We start from the raw sequence: 21,762 nt of genomic DNA on the forward strand, positions 1-21,762 counted from the left end.
GCAAGGATTAAACAGGTATATGATCACTTATTGATTAGCCCTTGGATGGCTTGCTCGATCTTAATCCTGCGCGTATCTGATTTTTAAATGATGGGGGAAAATTGAGATTCCAATCCAATTATTAACTCATTGTAAATTGAATATTTCCAAGAAATAATTTACCTGTAGGCAACGTATCCCCAAGACATCCCCAAGGATTCTACAAGGAAGGTGCTATAGAGCCACTGGTGAGGAGGGGCTAAGAGGAGGTATTCATAGAATACCGAGGAGAGGCATTGGAAATTTGATTGATATAGATGATGAACTACGATATGGGATGCCAGTTAGTGCTACTGAATGATCTTGTGAAACAGAAATCAGGCGACAACCTTATCTCCTCCATTTAGTTCATAGGGCTGAATGAGGACCTCAACAGGAAGTCCCAAAAAATCAGATAGTTTTCTGATCATATCAATGGTCAAGGGTCTTTTACGGTTGAGGACAAGGCTAACGGTAGATTTACTTCCAATGCTGGCTATCAAATCTTTGTCTTTTAGTCCCTTTCTTTCCATTACCTCTTTTATGGCCTCAATAGGATCCGGCAGGTCAATGGGGTAATGTTCCCTTTCATATTTCTCTATCAAGGTAACCAGTAATTCCGCCTCCATTCCTTCAGGGCTGTCCGGATCTGCATCAAACAACCTGGATAAACGGCTTAATGCATCCTTATATTCTTTTTCTTTTGTAATCACCTTATTCCATTTCATAATCCCCCCTTTTTATAATTAATACTGCTCTATTGTAGTAGCATCTACTTTATCATATTCCGCATGGGTGCCAATAAACTTTATAAATACCCATTGACGCAAGTAGCTGATTTGTGCAATTAGACGGTATTTATTTCCAGCGATATTGAATACCACCCTATTGTTTTTTACGGGATCCGCGTCAGGAAAATCCTGCACAATATCTGATGGTTTTTCCCAAGACGCATGTTTTGTAATTGCCATCCAGTTTTGTAAGCTTACTTTTGAGTCTGGATGTTTTTGATAGAATTCTACAATGTTTTTAACAGCTATTATATTCTTCAATGGCTATTGTTTAAACAGTTGAAAGTAAAAATAAGTTTTCAATTTGCAAACTTATTATAAGGATTTAATTAAAAATGGAAATAAGGAATCTTAAAAGAATCAGTGCTTATATCACTTCTTCCCCTTCAATAACTCGTTTTTCTCCTTTTCGCTGGCCAAAAGCCGCTCATATAACCGCTTATTTTCTTCATAAACCTCGATTAGTTTATCAATTGGATTGAAGTTTAGTGTACAATTGTTGTTTATTGAGCCTGCATTATCATGAAGTGTACTGGCAATAATATTTATAGCTGCTTCTTCACTGAAATTTTTGAGTGCCTCTTCAGGAACTTTGAGCACCGCTGCTACTTGCTTAAGCAGGTCATCTTCTATGGTTTCTTTTTGCTCAAGTAGGGATACTTTCTTTTGTGACCAGTCATCGCCCAGTTCATGGGCGAGGGCCTCCTGTTTGATGCCCATCATTTCCCTAAAGCGCTTCACATTCCTTCCGTGGTGGATTTTTTCCGGCATAGTAGTGTCGTTCATGGCGTAAAAGTAAGGTTTAGTCCTAGAATAATTAAACTCTAAGTTATTCAAAAAATGGGATAAATCAGTGGATTGAGGAGAATTTGATAGCGTGATTGGGATTTAAATTGATGAAGAACTTGGTTAGAAATTCAACTTAATATTTAACTAGAAGTTAGCGCCTTGGGGAATCGTTTAGGTAATGTGTGAGGATATTAAAATTCGCAGAAAACGGGCATGTGATCACTTATACCTAGCCATTGGTTAGCTTGCCCGATCTCCATTTTTTTTAGAAGTTCAGAATACTCCTGTGGACCAAAAATATAATCAATGTGATAGGGGCTTTTCAGGTTTTTACGAAAGTATAAGGTCGGAGTAGTTTCTTTGCCCTGTTGTTCTCCTGTGAATTTGTGATAATAACTTTCAATTCCAACTACTTTTAATTCGTTCACGACGTCTGAATGGTTCCACCACCTGTCCCATTCATCCCAAATGGCATTGCTATTAAAATCTCCGCAGATGATGGTTGTATTTAGTTTCTCTTTATTGATTTGTAGGTATTTCCAAATCTGGCCAATATATCCAAAATTGGGGGAGTTGTTTCTGTGTGCCCAAACGGAAAGCAGGTCAAATTCTTGGTTGACCTTACAGGGTAAAAAGTGTTTCACATCATGGTCCAGATATTGGTTAGGCCAGTTTAGTTGCTGTAGTTCTATCTCAGGTTTGGCGAAAATGGCCAGTCCTTTGTTTTTGTTGTCACCTGTCCAAAGGAAATTCTCAGCCCATTCTTGATAACTTTTGTCTTTAGTTTCAGCTGGATTTTCACATTCTTGGATGATATATAGGTCAGCATCATAGTTCAGGATTTTTTCAAATTTCCTTCTAAAAGCCCCATTACAGTTCCATGTTACGATCTTCAATTTTGTACTTTTTTTGAATAAACATCAATATTTGTCATGTAGAAATCTAAATAGCTTATTTTCATAATCGACCTCAAGTTAAACAATTTAAAATTCATGTTGCAGGGATTCTGATTGCCATATGCAATGATCAAAAGCCCATGTAATTGATGAATCCTTTCCCAAGATCTTGTAACAAAGACCTGGTTATTCTTCAAGCTTAGTGTTTAATGCTAACTTAGGCCTTCACCATTTTATGGGAATATAAATATTCGCAGTTTATTCGTGTTCAGTGCCTTTATGAATTCCGAAAAATTATCTGGTAGGCTGTTATTTTTCGTTCCTGACATTGTTATCCTCTATAGAATAAATTTTCTTTTCCATTTTATGATTATGGATATCCACACCGGATAAGGAAAAGTTAAATGCTAACAATACTTTTTTAAGTTGTCTTCCATCGTGGAGGAAAGGGCATTTTTGACCATAAGATTTATAGTATCTTCATTGTCCTCAATGAAATATATCTTTTTATAAGAAGGTTTCATACTGGCTAATTTAGCTGAGGTTTAGGGCTTTTCATAATTTGACCCTCATACTGTACTTTAGGATGGTTCCCAATTCTGATTTCAGTGTGACCGCTTTAATACTCGCAATTTTAAATTACTGAAAATATTTCACCCAACTACGGTCATACTGGTGAATAATTTCTCATAGAAATCCTTAGCATCGGCTTTTCTATAAACTAAACCAATCATCTATGGACTTAGGACTTAAAATTTGAAGACCTTCCTCAGGCGGTATCCCAATTAATTGAGCAAAACAAATTGATTTTGGAAGCGATTAATGAAAATGAGTTTTCTGAAAACCCAATAGAAGAGGTATTAACCTTAAGCAGGATATGTGATTTGTTGGAATTGAAAAGACAAACCATCTACAGTTATGTATCTAGGGGGCTGATCCCTTATCACAAAAAGGCGGGCAAGCTTTATTTTTTCCGGCAGGAAATCGAAAAATGGATCAAATCAGGGAATAGAAGTGAAAAAATCGAAGGGATTAGCTTCAATCCTAGAAGAAAGTTCAAAGACCGGAAATTCAAAAAGGTTTAATGGTCTATTATGTCTTTATTTGTTGATTTTTAGATAATTAACTGACGGTAGATTTCCTTTTGCAAATGAGCGGTCGAATAGCGTCAATATTTTGCAAATTTTTTGCAAATAAAAAAGCCACTTACAATTTTTGATCGTAAGTGGCTGATTTTCAGCTCCTCCTCTTGGGCTCGAACCAAGGACCCTCTGATTAACAGTCAGATGCTCTAACCAACTGAGCTAAGGAGGAATTTTTGTTGTTTTCGCTAACCCGTTTGTTTAACGTGATGCAAACATAGCAGGTTGTTTATTTTTTTCCAAATCCCCGATGAAAAAAAGTTGAGGTAATTTTATTTCTAGCTCGATTTCAGGAGATTAATTTTCGTCTTTTTTTTCATCTTCCTTTGCTAGGTTATTGTTTTCAGATGGACGGTGCCATTCTTGAGGAACTGATTTGATATAAAGGTCTCTTTGCGGGAAGGGGATTTCGATGTTTTCCTTAGCAAAGGCTTTATAAATTTCTTTCATGACCTGAGCTCTCATGTCTACCCAAACATCAAAATCATGCACCCAGAAAAGTAAGCGGTATTCAACAGCACTGTCTGCAAAAGTTTGGAGGTAAACATTAGGAGCAGGGCTTTTAAGGATGCCTTCTCTGTTGAGGATTTCTCGCAAAACTGATTCCACCTTTTCTGAATCTGACCCATAGGCTACTCCTATGATCAATTCAATTCTTCTTTGTTTGTTAGATAGTGTCCAGTTGATCAGGTGCTGAGAAAGTAGGTCTCCATTGGGAAGGATGATTTCTGATCCGTCATAGGCTTGTATTTTACTGGCTCTGATCCCCACATCTTTGACAACACCTGAACGACCACCCACTTCAATGGCATCTCCAATTTGGATAGGGCGTTCAAAGGCCAGGATGATTCCAGAAACCAAGTTGTTAATGATGGTTTGAAGGCCAAATCCAATACCCACAGATAGGGCACCTAATACGATGGCGATATTATCCAAAGGAATGCCTGCTGCCGTTACGGCAAATAGAAAACCAATGGTGAAAACAGCCAATTTAATAAGGAGGACCGAAGAACCTAATCTTTGTTTTCTATTGGTGGCAACTCTTTGATCTTTGGCTTCAAAATAATAGGTGAGATACCTAGCAATAATTGCCGAAAACCAGAGCACCATTATGAAAATTAAAACACTTCCATAAGTGAATTGGGTGTTGCCTATGGTTCTTTCAGTAGATAGGAATTCAGATATGAATTTATAGAGGTAATTATAAATAATTAGGTTTTGTGCCAGATAGAAAAGCCATATTGCGGCTGCAAAAAAGATAAATATCTTTTGCACTTTATTTTGTATCTCTTGAAAATCAAAATAAGCAGTGTATTCCCTTGAGCTTTTTTTACCTACTTCAATTTGAAGATAGATGGCTTCCATTATCACCAAAACAAATACATATAAGCCAAGGGCCTGAAGTAGACTGGTCGTCGCTGCAATTCCCAATATCTTTGCCAGGCTGTATCTTCCAAAGATATTGCTGATTAATGAGGCTCCTTGGATGATTAGGAATACTCTGATAAGAAAGACGATTTGGTTGGGATGGGTAAAGGTGGAGCCTTTTATGTTTTTGATGATATTGTAGGCAAGCGAAATACTGATAACGCTTAAGGCAAGAAGAACCCACCTCTCCTCGTATGCTTTTTCTGAATATAGGTTGCTGATACTATATACAAGGAAAATAACCAGAAAGATGATCCAATAAGAATAGGCTTTGCGATTGACTATTGGAGTAATCAATACTGTAGTTGCCAGTATCATTAATATTAAAATAATGACATTTAAAACAATAGGAGGGGAGTGGTATAAAAATGGACTTATTGGAAGGATGATCAAAAGGGTTGAAAAGATAGGGTTTCGGGGTACAAAGCGTGTTCTTTTCAATATTATATCTGCAAATTCTTTTTCGTTTTTTATACGTTTGATCAAATATTTGAGCCAGATAAAAGTAAGGACTGCGATTAATATGGTAAAAAGGAGGGTGGGGATGTTTGCTGTCAAATATCCTTGGAATATGATTTTGTTTATGGTGTAAGACCGCCGTATGATTCTGTTTAGATCCTTGTCTCTACTGTAAGAGGTTTGGTTCCATATATAGTTGACTTCCTTATCGAAAATTTTAGCTTCAATAGAAGATTCCAGCTGGTTGATTTCATCTCTAAAGTCGTCAATGTCTATTTGTGCCCTCGAGATCCTGCCTTGAAAATCAGCAAGCTTTAGTTGTCTATTATAGTAAATGCTATCAACTTTTTGAATCCTATGTTGAAGGCCTGTTAATTGATTGTTGAGCGTAGGTATTAGGATACTGTCATAATTGTCAGGATAAATTATAGGGTCTTTTTTGATCTTTATAAGGCTGTCGTATATGGTTTGGATTTCGTAATTCCTAGTGTCTATAATTTCTTTCCAGACAGCAATATTTTCATTTTCGTTTTTAATAAAATTCTTGAGTGCGGATAAATACCTGATATTAATGTCTGCGCCTTGGTTTTCCAGCCTATCCCTTATCACCTTTATCCTCTGTTCAATTATTGGGAGCGAATTTGCCAGTAAGGTGGTGTCCATCTCTCTCTCCAAGACTTTGCTAAAATGATTGGTGGCAATTACGTAGTTTTCAAGAGTGCCTATTACGGAGGTTACCGATTGACGGCTAATAGAGTCGTTTTTTTGGGGTGTTTTTCCTTTAAGGCTGTCTTCTTTCTGTTTTAATAATGAATCACTGATATTAAGTGGATCAGTAGAAGTTTGGAGGCCAAATGATGGGGTTGATGTTGTGCAAAGGGCTATAATAGCAAAAATAAGAAGGAGTGGCCATGCAGGTCTCATATTTATACTTAAGCATTGATTTGATTAAAAGTAATAACTATTCTTATTTTTTTACTATTATTTTTTGGATTTCGAATCTTTGGAAAAAGAGGTGTGAAACTATATTGGGGTAAAAATTTTATGTATCTACGAGTTGTTGTGTTAAAAAAATAAGATTATATCTAAGGGGTTATTTAATATTTTAATTTTATTAAATTTGGAATGCTAATTAGGATAACAATAAATAATTGAAAAATAAATGCAGGGTTTAAAGAAGATTGCTGGATTGGTTTTTTGTGTGATTTTGCTGGCCGGAAAGGTTTTGGGGCAGGACGAGCGAGAATCGAAAATGGAATGGTTTGGAGATGCCAAGCTAGGGATTTTTATACATTGGGGGATTTATTCTGTGAATGGAATAGATGAGTCATGGTCTTTTTTCAATGATTATATTTCTTACGAGGATTATATGAAGCAGCTGGATAGGTTTACAGCTGAAAATTACGATCCAGAAAAATGGGCGAAGTTAATCAAGTCTTCAGGTGCAAAATATGCTGTTCTTACAGCAAAGCACCATGATGGGGTAGCATTGTGGGATAGTAAAGTGGGTGATTTGACTGTGGTGAAGAAGTCTCCTGCAGGAAGGGATTTGGTAGGGCCTTTTATGAAAGCTCTAGAAAATGAAGGTTTGAAGAAGGGGATTTATTATTCTGTATTGGATTGGTCTCATCCTGATTATGATCGTCAAACAAGGACAAAGTATCGTTATAAAAATGATCCAAAGCGTTTTCAGAAATTTGTAGACTTCAATTTCAAGCAATTGGAAGAGTTGTCAATGAGCTATAATCCGGATTTATATTGGTTTGATGGTGATTGGGAGCATAAAGCAGAAGAGTGGAAAAGTAAGGAGTTAAAGGATCAGTTGTTGGAGTGGAATCCTAATCTTATCATCAATTCTAGGATTGGAGGTGGATTAGGTGATTATGATACTCCAGAGCAAGGGGTGCCTGTTGCTCGTCCGAGCAGTAAGTATTGGGAGCTTTGTCTTACTATGAACAACAGTTGGGGGTATCAGCATAATGATCATGCCTACAAAAGCCCAAGTGAGCTACTGAGAGTGTTTGTGGATTGTCTGCATATGGGCGGAAACCTATTATTGGATATTGGGCCAAAGCCTGATGGTACTATTCCAGAGGAAGCGGAAAATATTCTGAACGAATTCGGTAGATGGACTACCAAGCATGAGTCGGCTATTTATGATACTCAAGCTGGGATTCCAGAGGGGCATGTTTATGCTCCTACTACTTTGTCAAAAGATAAAAAGATACTTTATATCTATCTTGATTATAAAGTGAATGAGTCTTTGGTGATTAAGGGACTTAAGAATAAAATCAATAGGATCTGGGTAGTTGGAAACGGTACCAAATTGGAACATAGGGAAGTAGGTAAGATGTATTGGAGCCAAGTGCCAGGCTTGAAGTATATTGATATTCCTGACAATGTTTACGATAAGGATATTACAGTGTTAGCAGTTTTATTGGATGGAGAAGTGGACCTGTATCGTGAAAAAGGCCAGGTGATTGAGAGTAATTAAATAATATTTAGAGCTTAGAAATGTTGGGGAGTCCAGAGGGGCTCCCTTTTTTGTTGTGATCAAAAAAAAGAGGCAAGGTTATGTCAAATAATAATTAGGTTTACCCAGTCATAATGGCATTTATTTGATGGTTTTTAGGTTGTTAATGAGTCATAATGACATGTTTTTGCTTGTTTTTCTACTTGGTATGAAAATTACTATAGTATGACTACAGAATTTAAAAAACATTAAAAACTAAAAAATCATACTATTATGAAACTTGTAAGATATAACAATTTCGAGCCAAATTATCCTTCATCCTTTAGCGGGTTATTGGATAAATTCTTTAATGAATCGGTTAATGCTGAAGCGAGTAGGTTTATTCCTTCAGTGGATATTTCTGAGGATGGAAATAACTATGAACTTGAATTGTCCATTCCAGGAGTGAAAAAGGAAGATTTTAATATTAGCCTAGAGGATGGTAAGTTGACCATTTCAGGTGAAAGAAAGCATAAGGAGAAAAAAGAGGGGAAAAACTACCATTCTGTTCAAAGTCAGTACGGAAGTTTTAGTAAATCCTTCTTTTTGCCAGATGATGTTTCCCCTGAAAAAATAGAGGCAAAGTATGAAGATGGTATTCTTCATGTGCTTATTCCAAAAACGGAGAAAAAAGTGGTTAAATCAACCATAGAAGTGAAATAATTCATAAGTGGGGAAACCCGCTTATTTTTTTTGAGTTTAATATATTATACAAGTCCCTTTGTTAAATTGCATTAAATACGATGAGCAGGTTTTTGTTTTTGCCTTCTTGTTAAAAGGTGTTAAAAATAGCCTTTAAAACGAGGGTTTGTAAAATATTAGGAAACTAAGTTCTTTATATACCGTGTATTTGATACATAAAACTAATTTAAAAAGGAGATTAACATGAATAGAAAGCAATTCTTCCTCAGTATTATTTTGGCCTCTGTGATAGGTGGTCTAATAGCAGTGGCTGGAGTAAATTTGCTGTCTCCTACAACCAAGGTGGCGAACTTTGAGGAGAAGCAAAATACCAGTTTCGTGAACTGGTTAAAAGATGATAAGTTCAGTATTCCTGACGGGATTAATTTTGTGGCATCGGCCTCGCAGGTTACCCCGGCGGTAGTTCATATAAAGAGTACCGTGACAATGGAAGGGTCGAGAAGAGGAGGTAATCCTTTGGAAGAGTTTTTTGAGTTTAGGTATCCTGATAATGGTCGTCAAAGTCCACCAAGAGAAGGGCGCAGTTCCGGTTCTGGTGTGATAATTTCTGAAGATGGTTATGTGGTTACCAATAACCACGTGATAGAAAACGCCAAAGACATTAATATTACCCTACATGATAATACTAATTATGAGGCAAAAGTGATTGGGACAGATCCAACTACGGATTTGGCTTTGTTGAAAATTGAAGCGAATAATTTGCCTTTTGTGCCTTTTGGAGATTCTGATCAAACCCAAGTGGGAGAGTGGGTTTTGGCTGTGGGTAACCCATTTGATTTGACCTCGACTGTTACGGCAGGAATAGTGAGTGCCAAGGCAAGAAATATTGGGATCTTAAGGAGTGAAAGTAATAACAACCTTCAGATAGAGTCCTTTATACAGACCGATGCAGTGGTTAATAGAGGTAATTCTGGAGGGGCTTTGGTCAATCTTTCAGGTGAGCTGATCGGTATTAACACCGCAATAGCAAGTCAAACTGGAGTTTTCAGTGGCTATGCCTTTGCTGTTCCAAGTAGTATTGTGAAAAAAGTAATGGATGATCTTTTAGAGTATGGTGCAGTTCAAAGAGGTTTGTTGGGCGTTTCCATTCAAGATGTTAGTCCAGAATTCGAGGAATATTTGGGCAAGGACCTTGGTGTGTCCCAAGGTGTGTATGTAGCAGGAGTAAACGAAGGTAGTGGAGGTGAAGAGGCCGGGTTGAAAGAAGGAGATATTATTATCGGTATTGATGGTAGTGAGACCAACACAGTTTCCAAGCTGCAAGAGATGGTTGCCAGAAAGCGTCCAGGTGATGAAGTTGATGTGAAGTTTATCAGAGATGGTAAGGAGAAAGAGGTGACTGCGACATTGAAGAATATTTCCGGTACTACAAAAATTGTTAAGAAGGAAGAGCCAAAAGTTGTCGGTTTTGAATCGGTGACTTTCAAAGATCTTGATTTGACCTTGCAGAGAAGATTGGATATAGATGGTGGCGCCATGATTGATGATATCGATAATGAGAAATGGGAGGAAGCAGGAGCGCGTGAAGGATTTATCGTTACCCATGTTGGAAGAACTAAGATCCAAAATGCAGAGGATTTGAAAAGAGAGCTTGGAAAGAATAAAGGCGAAGAGGTGATGGTTTTGGGTATTTATCCAAATGGTCAGAAGTCTTACTTTGAGATTGAGCTTGATAGATAATATTAGTGTTTAGTTGGTTTATGTATGTGTTTAAAAGGTCATCCGTTTTGGATGGCCTTTTTTTTTGTTAGATTTGATTTGACCAATTTGAATTATAAACCCTATGGAAGATAAGTTTGAGCTAAAGGCCCTTTTGGAGGAATTGGGCGTAAAAGAAGTGAATAAAGGTACCTGGACAGGTGTGGAGTCTGTGGATTTGAGTGGTGAATGGTTGTTGAGTTATTCGCCGGTAGATGGGAAAGAAATAGGAAAGGTGCAAGAGACTTCAAGAGAGGCTTATGAGCAAGTTATTATGAAGGCTGAGAAAGCTTTTGTGACCTGGCGAAAAGTTCCTGCTCCGCAACGAGGAGAGATAGTGAGGCAGATAGGGAATGCCTTGCGTGAAAAGAAGTCCCATTTGGGGAAATTGGTTTCCTATGAAATGGGTAAGTCATATCAGGAGGGGTTGGGAGAGGTCCAGGAGATGATTGATATTTGTGATTTTGCAGTTGGGCTTTCCAGGCAGCTATATGGTTTGAGTATGCATTCTGAGCGTCCTGGGCACAGGATGTATGAGCAATGGCATCCATTAGGGGTAGTAGGTGTTATTTCAGCCTTTAATTTTCCGGTAGCGGTATGGTCATGGAATACCATGATCGCTTGGGTGTGTGGGGATGTTTGTGTGTGGAAGCCATCAGAAAAAACTCCATTGACCTCCTTGGCCTGTCAGCATATTGCTGCAAAGGTATTTCATGAAAATGGGTATCCGGAAGGTATAAGTTCGCTTCTTACGGGGAATGCAAATGTAGGGACTTTTTTAGCTGAAGATCCTAGGGTAGCTTTGGTGTCTGCTACAGGTTCTACAAGGATGGGTAAGGCTGTTGGAGAGGTTGTCGGTTCTAGGCTGGGTAAGGTGTTGTTGGAGTTGGGGGGGAATAATGCGATTATTATTACGGAAAATGCTGATTTGGATGTTGCTGTTCGCGGGGCTTTATTCGGGGCTGTGGGTACTGCCGGGCAAAGGTGTACCAGTACGCGTCGGTTGATTATTCATGAGTCTGTTTATGATGAGGTTAAGAATAGGTTGAAAGCGGCTTATGCGAAATTGGTAATCGGTAATCCTCTGGATGAGAAAAACCATGTAGGGCCATTGATTGATAAAGGGGCTGTAGAGAGTTATTTGTCAGCAATAGAACGGGTGAAAGCTGAAGGTGGGGATGAATTGGTTGCTGGAGGTGTTTTGGAGGGAAAAGGTTATGAGTCTGGCTGTTATGTCAAGCCTTGTGTTTATGAAGTGGAGAACCATTTTCAAGTTGTCAAACAAGAAACTTTTGCGCCAATATTGTACTTGGTTAAATTTCAGGATTTAGAGGAGGCGGTTGCTATTCAGAATGGCGTGCCACAGGGTCTGTCTTCGGCTATAATGACAACCAATATGAGAGAGGCCGAGTATTTTCTTTCTGTGGCAGGGTCGGATTGCGGTATTGCCAATGTTAATATTGGGACTTCCGGGGCGGAGATTGGAGGAGCCTTTGGTGGTGAAAAGGAAACTGGAGGAGGACGTGAATCGGGTTCTGATGCTTGGAAGGTCTATATGAGGAGGCAGACAAATACTATTAACTATAGCACTGATCTGCCACTGGCCCAAGGGATAAAGTTTGATATTTGATTATTAAAGATAGAGCTATTGATAAAGGAGCTTTTAAGGCTCCTTTTTATGTTTAGTTACAAGGGCTGGGTGTCAAGTAATGTTTCTGCTGGTAAATTGCTTATAAGTTTTGTCTTTCCGCTGCCTTAAAATTGTGGTAAACCACAGATAAAAAGGATGGGCATAGATTTAAAGTGGGGTGATGATCAGATTTGTGTATATCTGTACTTAAATATAGGATTCTCTTTAAAACAAAAACAAAAAAGCTAACCCTTATTAGGATTAGCTTTAAATACGTGGGAATTGAGGGATTCGAACCCCCGATTCTCCCGACTGTTTGTCGGGATGCTCTGAGTCAACTGGTTTAAATTCCTAAGAAGTTTTTAAACCAAAGTATTTTATATATTAAGAAGCGTTCTAGATTTAATTAGGTTCTTTTTCGATAAGTTGAATTATTCTTTTTCTACTTTTCCAAGACTTAATCTCTCGTTCTCTTGCATAAGCTTCTTTTTTGGAGGTATGTTGTTCGTAGTAAATGACGTTCCAATCGCTATGTTTTCCAGTAAATCCTTTATGGTTTGAATTGTGTTTCTTGAGTCTTTCGAGCAGGGATGATTCTGTGTGTCCGATGTAGAATTTGTCTGCAGACTTGGAGAAAAGAATGTATAAATAGGCCATAGTTAAAAAAAGGTTTAGCCTGAAATTAAAATAATCTTCGTAAAACAAAAAAAAAGCTAATCTTTGTTAGGGCTAGCTTTAGTAAATACGTAGGAGTTGAGGGATTCGAGCCCCCGATTCTCCCGACTGTTTGTCGGGGTGCTTTGAGCCAACTGAGCTAAATTCCTAGGAAATTTTTAAGCCACTGAGATTTTTGTAGTACTCAAAAAAAAAGTTTTTAGGAGCTTGATTTATCCTGAGTGTAGGAGTAAAAGAGTATTTGTGCTTAGATTGCTTGATCCGATTTTCCTTGATTGATTTCCTCTAAAACAAAAAAAAAGCTAACCCTAATTAGGATTAGCTTTAATACGTGGGAATTGAGGGATTCGAACCCCCGACCCTCTGCTTGTAAGGCAGATGCTCTGAACCAACTGAGCTAAATTCCCAAGAAATTTTTAAACCACTGTGATTTTTGAAAATACGCTCAAAAATCTTTGTGGGAATTGAGGGATTCGAACCCCCGACCCTCTGCTTGTAAGGCAGATGCTCTGAACCAACTGAGCTAAATTCCCTTTTTGACGATCTTTTATCGTGTAATTGGATTGCAAAGGTAGTTGTAAAATTGATAGGTGCAAATAATATATTTAAAAAAATATTGAATGGTTTATTAAGTGGTTGATAATGAATAATAAAAAATAATTGAAAATATCTTCTCCTAATAAGTCTCCATTAAGAGAAGTGTTAAAATGTGTGAAAAAACACAGGATGATTTGACCATTAAAATAAAAGGATTTCCACTTCATCAATCTTTATGTAAATTTGCCAAAATCATATTAATAACACGATTTATGAAATATACTTTAGAGAAATTTTTAATGCTGTTTCTTGCCTTCTTTTTAGTGCAGGAACTCCACGCTCAAGAAGTGGAAGAAAATAACCAAGGGGATTTTAATGATTTTATGTACCGCAAGGGCAATATATATCGTTCCGCTTCAGGAAAACCTGGGCCTAATTACTGGCAAAATGCAGCAGATTACAAAATTAATGTTAGTCTAGATGATAAGGAGCATACCATTACTGGTTCCATTAGCATCCATTATACTAACAATAGCCCAGAAGCACTCGATTTTGTTTGGTTACAATTAGAACAAAATAGGTTCACCGAGGATTCAAGAGGTACATTGACCACACCTATTCAAGGGAACCGCTATAACGGTGATGTTGATGGAGGTTACGATCTTTCCAATGTGCGAGCAACAGTAGGTAAAAGGGGGGATGCTTCAAATAAGTATTTGGTAAATGATACCCGTATGCAGGTGTTCTTTGCGGAACCAATTCCGGCAAACGGTGGTGAAGCTACTGTTTCCATGGATTTTAGCTATAAAATTCCAGTAAAAGGAATGGATAGAATGGGAAGACTGGACGTAGAAGATGGTACCATTTACGCCTTGGCACAATGGTACCCTAGACTTTCAGTTTTTGACGATGTTAAAGGTTGGAATGTAGAACCTTATTTAGGTGCGGGTGAGTTCTACTTGGAGTATGGGGATATAGAATATGCTGTTACTGCCCCTGCTGATCATATTGTTGTAGGTTCTGGTAAGCTGTTGAATCCTTCTGAGGTGATGTCCAAGGAAATGCTTAAGAGAATGGATCAGGCTATGAAGAGCGATACTTCAGTTTATATTTTGCGCCCTGAAGAGGTAACCGATGCTAGTACTCGTTTAAAACAAGAGGGTACTTTGACTTGGAAGTTTAAGATTGAAAATACTAGGGATGCGGCATTTGCTTCATCTAAAGCATTTATCTGGGATGCGGCCAAAATAGATCTTCCTAGTGGAAAGACCATTGTTGCCCAATCTGTATATCCAAAAGAAAGTGATGGGCAAGAAGCTTGGACTAGATCAACAGAGTATAGTAAAGCATCGATTGAGCATTATTCTTCAATGTGGTTTGAATTTCCTTATGAGTCTGCGACCAATGTGGCTGCGGATATTGGAGGTATGGAATACCCTGGTTTGAATTTCTGTAGCTTTGAAAGTAAAGGTGAAGGACTTTGGGGTGTGACTGACCATGAATTTGGGCATAACTGGTTTCCTATGATCGTTGGGTCTAACGAGCGTCTTTACCCATGGATGGACGAAGGATTCAATACCTTTATTAACCATTACAGCTCTTTGGCCTTCAATGATGGAGAATATGGTTCTGATTTGAACCAAACTAGAAAATACGTTACTTGGTTTAACCGTGAGACTAGGGAGGGTATCGATACTTATCCGGATGTGGTTGATACCAATAACTTGGGAATGACCGCTTATATGAAGCCTGGTATTGGCTTGATCATGTTGAGAGAGTATATCTTGGGTCATGAAAGGTTTGATAATGCCTTCAGGTCGTATATCAAAACATGGGCTTTCAAACATCCTCAGCCAACAGATTTCTTCAATCATATTGAAAATGTAGCTGGTGAAAACCTAAACTGGTTCTGGAAGAGCTGGTTCTATGGGAATGCCAATGTTGATCTTGCTTTGGATGGTGTGTATCCATATGCTGGAAATTATGTAATTGCTCTTTCTAACAGGGGCAGTGTTCCATTACCGGTATTGATCGAGGTAACTTTCAAAGATGGTTCAAGTGAAAGAATTACGCTTCCTGTCGAAATATGGCAACGTGGTGATAAGTGGAATCATCTTTATAAATCAGAAAAAGAGGTGGAAAGCATGGAGATTGACCCTGATAAGGTATTACCAGATGTCAATATTTCCAATGATAAATGGCCGGCCAATATCTATGAGAAATAGATAAAATAAGTAATTGTCAATTAGGACAGCCTAATTGATCAAGGGGGTAGAATTTTATTCTATCCCCTTTTTTTGTTTTCAGAAACAAGGTTCAGGATTTTTTATGATTTGATGGAGTCGAAATAAAATACAGGTTTTTGGTTGTTTTGATAAGTTTTTCAAGGTTAGGTTTTTGTTAATTCAATTTTTCAGTCTTTTTTATTCTGAAAAACCAGTGTAGTGAGAGGCTTGTAAAAATACAATAGTGTAAAAAATACATTTAAAATTTGCTTTGAAGTAAACTTTTGATTTATATTCGAAAATATAAATAGGTGTAAAAAATACACTTTTATAAAATAGGTGGTTTTGGCCAGGCCACCTAGAGATCAGATATGATCCATGCGATCGGTACCTGCCCTGAGCAGGTGGGTGATTTTATTCATTCAATAATAATTATCAATAAACCCCCTTAGTATGAAATTTGAACATTTACACAGAAAATTCACTGTGTTTGTTTTGATGGGCTTACTATCCGCCCATCAATTTCCAAACCTCCAAGCGACGCCTGTCGCTGATCCCCATTTAAAATCAGCAATAGCTATTCCTCAAAGTGCCGAAGTAACTGTTTCAGGTACAGTGGTGGGTGAAGATGGAGAGCCTATTCCAGGTGTATCAGTGATTGTAAAGGGAACAGCCATGGGAGTGGCCACAGATTTAGATGGAAAATTCAATCTAGAAGTTCCTTCCAGTGAAAGTATTTTGGTTTTTTCCTATTTGGGCTATACTCCCAAAGAGATAAAAGTAGGTAACCAAAGCAATATTAATATTGTCCTAGAAGAAAGTCTTAGTGACTTAGGAGAAGTGATTGTAGTAGGTTATGGTGTCCAGAAAAAAGGGACCATAACAGGTGCTGTAGGTGAAGTGAAATCTGATGATTTGATCAAAACCCCTTCAGTAACTACTTCTGAAGCTTTGGTAGGAAAAATCCAAGGAGTGACGGCCCGACAAGGGGATGCTCGTCCTGGTGCCAGTGCCAATATTCAGATCAGGAATATGGGGCAGCCTCTTTTTGTAATTGACGGAATTCCATCTGATGCAGGTCAGTTCAATAACCTGGGGCAAAGTGATATTGAAAGTATAACCGTATTGAAGGATGCTTCTGCGGCCATTTATGGAATGCGGGCAGCCAATGGTGTGGTATTAGTGACCACCAAAAAAGGTAAAGCCAACCAGCCTGCAGAAATCAGTCTTTCTGGATATTATGGATTGCAGAATTTCACCAGGTATCCACAGCCTGCCAATGCTTATCAATTCCTAAGAGCTGATGCTGAGTCTGAAGTAAATCTTGGAGGCACTCCAAGTATCAGTCCTGAGGAATTGGCCAAGTGGCAGGAAGGTACAGAAAAAGGCTATAGAAGCTTTGATTATTATGACTTCATCATGAAGCCCAATGTTCCCCAGTATTCCCTTAATGGTAGTGCTGCTGGAGGTTCAGAAAATACAAAATATTATTTCTCTCTTTCCCATTTGAATCAGGATGCACTGATTGATGATTACCTGTTCCAGCGTACCAATTTCCAGTCAAATATTGATATGACCTTGGCAGATGGTTTGACAGTAGGTACCCAGCTTAGCGGTAGGTTGGAAAATCGTGAACAAGTGGGTGTGCCAGGCTTGGATGATTATTTCAATCCTTTCCTGAGTATTTTCACCATGTGGCCAACTGAAAGGCCATATGCCAATGATAATCCTAATTATGTCAATGGTGAAGTGCATAATATCAATGTAAATCCAGCGACCTATACCAAGGAAGTTACTGGTTATGTGGATGAGGTTTGGAGAGCGATAAAGGGTAATTTTTATGCTCAGTATGAAACTGATTTTGGTTTGTCCTTTAAGGGGACTTATTCCTATAACTATACCACGCTTGATTTTGATGGTTTTGAGTATACCTATGATGCTTATATCTATGATGAGGATACTGATACCTATAACACCAGACCGGAGTTGGGTAACCAAAACCCTTGGAGAGAGAGAAGAAAGAGAAACACTGTGGACAGGGTGGGGCAGTTCCAAATCAATTATGCGAAGAACTTTGGGGACCATAATTTAGCAGCCATAGCAGGATATGAGCGCTGGGACCAACAGTCTCACTATATGGTCGTTCATACTGTTCCGCCGAATAATTATATACCATTGATGTCTTTTGCAGATCAGGATTTATTGGTTGATGAAATCTACCAAGAAGCAAGGGAAGGTTATTTGGCCAAGGTCAATTATAACTACAAAGAAAAATATTTGCTAGAGCTGTTGGGCAGGTATGATGGATCTTTTCTTTTTGCTGAGGGTAGCCGCTTTGGATTTTTTCCAGGTGTTTCGGCAGGTTGGAAAATTTCTGACGAGTCGTTTATGGACGATATTAAAGGAAATGTGCTAAGTGATTTGAAATTTAGGGTTTCTTATGGGCAAACAGGTAATGATAGGTTTATCGGCAGTAATAATTTCATCGTAGCTCCATTTAGTTATTATGCTGGGTATAATTTCATCCCAACTGCTGGAGGTAGTGCTATTTTGGATGGATCATTTGTGCCAGGTGTGGACCCAAGGGGATTGCCTATAACCAACCTTTCCTGGATTACCAATACCAACTTCAATATTGGCTTGGATGCCTATCTATTCAATAATAGGTTGTTTGTGCAAGGGGATGTTTTCGAAAGAAAAAGAACTGGCTTGCCTGCAGGTAGGTATGACGTTTTGTTGCCTGCGGAAGTGGGGTATACCCTTCCTTCAGAAAACCTTGAATCAGATGCTCACAGAGGAGTGGAAGGTATTGTTACCTATACAGGAAAAGCCGGAGGAGTGGACTTCTCTCTAAGTGCCAACGGTACAATTTCCAGACTTAAAATCATCGAGCGATATAAGCCGCGTTTTGGAAATTCTTGGAATGAATACAGAACTGACCAGGAAGGAAGATGGGCCAATATCAACTGGGGTTATCAAGTAGAAGGAAGATTTGAAAATGAAGAACAAATAGAGAATTACCCTGTAGATATTGATGGTAGGGGGAATAGAACAGTATTACCTGGTGACTTTATTTATAAGGATGTCAATGGAGATGGTTTGATCAATGGGATGGATGAAAGACCTATTGGTTATGCAGAAGGGTCTAATCCTTATGTGAGTTTTGGATTGAATGGATCTGCCAGCTACAAAGGCTTTGAACTGTATTTCAGCTTTGCTGGAGCTTCCATGCAGACCTTTACCAGAAACTGGGAATTAAGATATCCATTCCAGAACAATGGGACCTCTCCTGACTTTATGTTTGAAGACAGATGGCATAAAGCAGATTTGTACAATGCAGACAGTGAATGGGTGCCGGGGACTTATCCCGCTATAAGAAGGTTCGGTGCTGATCACCTTTACAGACATAATACTTTCTGGTTGACCAATGTGAAATACTTGAGGTTAAGAAACCTAGAGATAGGGTACAGGATTCCAAAAGAGACCCTGGAAAAAATTGGCTTGAGTGCAGTTAGGGTATATGCCAATGGTACCAATCTGTTCTCAATTGACAATACGAAAGAATTTGGCGTGGATCCTGAAATCGGTTCTCCTAATGGACTGGTATATCCTCAGCAGCGATTATTCAATTTTGGATTTAGCCTAACCTTTTAAACCCCGAAATAATGAAACTATTAAAATTTAATATAATGTGGGCTGTGCTGTTTAGTTTGGCCTTCTCCTCCTGTGAATCTGACTGGTTAGATCGTGAGCCGCCTAATATCCTTTTGGATGATCAAGTATGGAATGATCCAAAATTGATCACTGGCGTTTTGTCCAACTACTACGATAGATTGCCAGCACATACTACTACCACTGCAGGCTGGGTCGATTTTGCTGCCTATGATGAGGCTATGTGGTCAGGTTATTCTGGTAATGATTGGTTGAACAACCTTTTTACCTATGATTTTGGCAGATGGGGCTTGTGGGATTATGGATTTATCAGGGATATCAATTTGGCGATTGATAAACTGCAGAATTTGTCCGAGCTGGCTGAAGATCAGAAAACCCAATTTATTTCTGAGCTTAGGTTTATCAGGGCTTATGTTTATTTCGACCATGTAAAAAGAATGGGTGGAGTTCCGATTATTACGGAACAGTTGATTTACGATTTCAGCGGAGACCCTTCTTACCTTCAATATCCAAGAAATACAGAAGCAGAGGTATATGATTTTGTAATCAGTGAATTACAGGATATCCTACCAACAATTGGAAATGATGGCAGCAATACCAGGGCCAATAGGTTTACTGCATTAGCAGTGATCAGTAGGGCTGCGCTTTATGCAGGTTCATTGGCGAAATATAATGCCGAAATGTCCGCTCCGATTACTTTACCAGGAGGAGAAGTAGGAATTGATGCGGGTAGAGCAAATGCCTATTTCACCACTTCCTTAGAAGCTTCAAGAACAATTATCCAAGAGGGTGGATATGCCCTTTACAATAGCAATCCAGATTTGGGAGAGAACTTCTATGAAGCCATAGTTTCTAAGGCTGGTAATCCGGAGGTGATTTGGGCACAGGATTTTCTTTCTTCGGCTGATAAAAGGCACTGGTTTACTTATGATAATATTGCAAGACCTGTAAGGGAAGATAACCTTGGTTCTTCGGCTCTGGCTCCTGGTTTAAACCTAGTAGAGGATTTCCAATATTTGGATGGTACATCTGGAGCATTAAAGACCAGAACTGCTGATGGTTCAGATTATATCTATTATGACAATGTAGAGGACATCTTTGCTAATAAAGACGCTAGATTATACGGAACAGTGATCTATCCAGGGGCTACTTTTAGAGGACAGGAAGTATTTATGCAGGCCGGTGTGGCTGTTTGGAATGGATCAGATTATGATTTGGTAGAATCTAATGGCCTAGGTACTGAATATGATGACGGTGGAATTTTGACAGCTGCTGGTGGTCCTCACCGTTCTATTCAGGAAGTTACCAATACTGGCTTTTACCTAAGAAAGTACATTGACAATGCCGTTGGTGCTAGTACCAGAGGTCTTAGAAGTGAAGTGTGGTGGATCAGGTTCAGGTTGGCTGAGATTTACCTTAATGGAGCAGAGGCGGCATATGAGCTTGGTGAAACTTCAGAAGCCCTAGGTTATATCAATTTGTTGAGAGAAAGGGCCGGTTTTGGAGCCAATAGCCTTTCAAGTTTGACCATTGAAGATATCAGGCATGAGAGAAGAGTGGAATTGGCCTTTGAAGATCATATTGTTTGGGATTATAAGCGGTGGAGAGTGGCTCATGAGAAATGGTCAGGAAGTGACTCCAATCCTGAGAGTATGATTTACAGCTTATATCCATATAGGGTGGTAAGACCAGGAGATGCCAATGATGGAAAATATGTCTTTGTCAAGTCTGTGGCACCCCGTTTCAGGGCTCCAAGGTTTTTCCAGATGGGCAATTATTATTCCCTAATAGGTCAAAACCTAATCGATGCCAATCCAAAATTAGTTAGAAACCCATTCCATTAAACTGTAGAAATTATGAAACTCAATATAATTAAATCATGCCTTCTGCTGTTCTTGGGCATTGCAGCTATCAGCTGTAATTATGACAACTTCGAAGAGCCTAAATCAAACCTAAGCGGAAGAATTGTATACCAAGGTGAGCCTATTGGGCTGAGAAGTCAAGGAGTACAATTGGAATTGTGGCAACATGGATATGACTTGTTCCAAAAGATACCGGTTTATGTGGCACAAGACGGAACTTTTTCTGCCACTTTGTTTGATGGAGATTATAAAATGACTTTGATCAGAGGTAACGGCCCTTGGTTGGATAGGACAGATTCCATTGATGTCCAAGTAAGGGGGGATGAAATCTTGGATGTAGAGATTGAGCCTTTTTACACCATTTCTTCTCCTAGCTACTCTGTAAGTGGAAGCACCTTGAGGGTAGACTTTACCTTGAACGGAGTCAATACTGATAGGGCAATTGAGTTTGTGGGAATTTATATGGGCAAGGCTTCCTTGACCGATAATATTATAAATGAAGGAGCAAGCATTATTCAAGGAGGGGATATTACTCCTGGTACTGCCGTGAGTGTAGATGTAGAAATACCTGCAGCTTTAGCTAGCCGCGGAGATATTTTTGTTCGCATCGGTGCAAAGACCATGGGTGTTCAAGAGTTGATCTTTTCGCAAGTGGAAAATGTTGGGCTCTAATCAGGAGCCCATTAAAGACTTATTGAAGCTAAAAATTCAGCCCTGTAAAGGGCT

The 21,762-nt window shown here is 38.8% G+C and carries 15 protein-coding genes and 5 tRNA genes; 9 read left to right on the forward strand and 11 right to left on the reverse strand.

Going from position 1 to position 21,762, the window contains the following annotated elements:
• Positions 1 to 356: 356 nt before the first annotated feature.
• From KMW37_RS09500 to KMW37_RS09515, 4 genes are all read right to left on the reverse strand, one after another.
• Positions 357 to 746, reverse strand: coding sequence for a helix-turn-helix domain-containing protein (locus tag KMW37_RS09500; RefSeq protein ID WP_215224386.1), 390 nt, complete (start codon positions 744 to 746; stop codon positions 357 to 359).
• 18 nt (positions 747 to 764) lie between these two features.
• Positions 765 to 1,070, reverse strand: a complete 306-nt coding sequence (locus KMW37_RS09505; RefSeq protein ID WP_215224387.1) for a type II toxin-antitoxin system HigB family toxin — start codon at positions 1,068 to 1,070, stop codon at positions 765 to 767.
• A gap of 111 nt (positions 1,071 to 1,181) precedes the next feature.
• Positions 1,182 to 1,595 carry a helix-turn-helix domain-containing protein gene (locus KMW37_RS09510; protein WP_246581424.1) on the reverse strand — a complete coding sequence of 138 codons (414 nt, stop codon included), beginning with the start codon at positions 1,593 to 1,595 and terminating at the stop codon, positions 1,182 to 1,184.
• A 194-nt stretch (positions 1,596 to 1,789) separates the two neighbouring features.
• A complete protein-coding gene (locus KMW37_RS09515) occupies positions 1,790 to 2,494 on the reverse strand; it encodes an endonuclease/exonuclease/phosphatase family protein (RefSeq protein ID WP_215224388.1) in 705 nt (234 codons plus the stop codon).
• Positions 2,495 to 3,303: 809 nt separating this feature from the next.
• Here KMW37_RS09515 and KMW37_RS09520 point away from each other — a divergent pair.
• On the forward strand, positions 3,304 to 3,579 hold the full coding sequence (locus tag KMW37_RS09520) for a helix-turn-helix domain-containing protein (protein WP_215224389.1): 276 nt from the start codon (positions 3,304 to 3,306) through the stop codon (positions 3,577 to 3,579).
• A gap of 155 nt (positions 3,580 to 3,734) precedes the next feature.
• Here KMW37_RS09520 and KMW37_RS09525 read toward each other — a convergent pair.
• Positions 3,735 to 3,808, reverse strand: a tRNA-Asn gene (locus KMW37_RS09525).
• Positions 3,809 to 3,933: 125 nt separating this feature from the next.
• Positions 3,934 to 6,447, reverse strand: a complete 2,514-nt coding sequence (locus KMW37_RS09530) for a mechanosensitive ion channel family protein (protein WP_215224390.1) — start codon at positions 6,445 to 6,447, stop codon at positions 3,934 to 3,936.
• A 238-nt stretch (positions 6,448 to 6,685) separates the two neighbouring features.
• Between KMW37_RS09530 and KMW37_RS09535 the strand changes: the two genes are divergently transcribed.
• From KMW37_RS09535 to amaB, 4 genes are all read left to right on the forward strand, one after another.
• Positions 6,686 to 8,017 carry an alpha-L-fucosidase gene (locus tag KMW37_RS09535; RefSeq protein WP_215224391.1) on the forward strand — a complete coding sequence of 444 codons (1,332 nt, stop codon included), beginning with the start codon at positions 6,686 to 6,688 and terminating at the stop codon, positions 8,015 to 8,017.
• 252 nt (positions 8,018 to 8,269) lie between these two features.
• On the forward strand, positions 8,270 to 8,698 hold the full coding sequence (locus KMW37_RS09540) for an Hsp20/alpha crystallin family protein (RefSeq protein WP_215224392.1): 429 nt from the start codon (positions 8,270 to 8,272) through the stop codon (positions 8,696 to 8,698).
• 222 nt (positions 8,699 to 8,920) lie between these two features.
• The gene (locus KMW37_RS09545) at positions 8,921 to 10,417 is read left to right on the forward strand and encodes a Do family serine endopeptidase (RefSeq protein WP_215224393.1); all 1,497 of its coding nucleotides are present in this window, start codon (positions 8,921 to 8,923) and stop codon (positions 10,415 to 10,417) included.
• 103 nt (positions 10,418 to 10,520) lie between these two features.
• The gene (amaB, locus tag KMW37_RS09550; RefSeq protein ID WP_215224394.1) at positions 10,521 to 12,065 is read left to right on the forward strand and encodes an L-piperidine-6-carboxylate dehydrogenase; all 1,545 of its coding nucleotides are present in this window, start codon (positions 10,521 to 10,523) and stop codon (positions 12,063 to 12,065) included.
• A gap of 276 nt (positions 12,066 to 12,341) precedes the next feature.
• On the opposite strand, the gene KMW37_RS09555 is transcribed toward amaB, so the two are convergent.
• The 5 genes from KMW37_RS09555 to KMW37_RS09575 all read right to left on the reverse strand — a co-directional run bounded on the left by KMW37_RS09555 (position 12,342) and on the right by KMW37_RS09575 (position 13,273).
• Positions 12,342 to 12,417 (reverse strand) — tRNA-OTHER (locus tag KMW37_RS09555).
• Positions 12,418 to 12,467: 50 nt separating this feature from the next.
• Positions 12,468 to 12,722: a GIY-YIG nuclease family protein gene (locus tag KMW37_RS09560; protein ID WP_215224395.1), complete on the reverse strand. Its 255-nt coding sequence runs from the start codon at positions 12,720 to 12,722 to the stop codon at positions 12,468 to 12,470.
• A 90-nt stretch (positions 12,723 to 12,812) separates the two neighbouring features.
• A tRNA-Val gene (locus tag KMW37_RS09565) sits at positions 12,813 to 12,889 on the reverse strand.
• Positions 12,890 to 13,072: 183 nt separating this feature from the next.
• A tRNA-Val gene (locus tag KMW37_RS09570) sits at positions 13,073 to 13,147 on the reverse strand.
• Positions 13,148 to 13,198: 51 nt separating this feature from the next.
• A tRNA-Val gene (locus KMW37_RS09575) sits at positions 13,199 to 13,273 on the reverse strand.
• Between the two features lie 276 nt (positions 13,274 to 13,549).
• Between KMW37_RS09575 and KMW37_RS09580 the strand changes: the two genes are divergently transcribed.
• The 4 genes from KMW37_RS09580 to KMW37_RS09595 all read left to right on the forward strand — a co-directional run bounded on the left by KMW37_RS09580 (position 13,550) and on the right by KMW37_RS09595 (position 21,708).
• Positions 13,550 to 15,502, forward strand: coding sequence for a M1 family metallopeptidase (locus KMW37_RS09580; RefSeq protein WP_215224396.1), 1,953 nt, complete (start codon positions 13,550 to 13,552; stop codon positions 15,500 to 15,502).
• A gap of 453 nt (positions 15,503 to 15,955) precedes the next feature.
• Positions 15,956 to 19,156, forward strand: a complete 3,201-nt coding sequence (locus KMW37_RS09585) for a SusC/RagA family TonB-linked outer membrane protein (RefSeq protein WP_215224397.1) — start codon at positions 15,956 to 15,958, stop codon at positions 19,154 to 19,156.
• A gap of 11 nt (positions 19,157 to 19,167) precedes the next feature.
• Positions 19,168 to 21,018 (forward strand): RagB/SusD family nutrient uptake outer membrane protein, encoded by a 1,851-nt coding sequence (locus KMW37_RS09590; RefSeq protein ID WP_215224398.1) that lies wholly within the window; start codon positions 19,168 to 19,170, stop codon positions 21,016 to 21,018.
• A gap of 12 nt (positions 21,019 to 21,030) precedes the next feature.
• Entirely contained in the window at positions 21,031 to 21,708 is a 678-nt protein-coding gene (locus KMW37_RS09595; protein WP_215224399.1) for a DUF3823 domain-containing protein, read from the forward strand.
• Positions 21,709 to 21,762 lie beyond the last annotated feature (54 nt).

It is taken from the genome of Echinicola shivajiensis, from assembly GCF_018642165.1.
Lineage (GTDB): Bacteria > Bacteroidota > Bacteroidia > Cytophagales > Cyclobacteriaceae > Echinicola > Echinicola shivajiensis.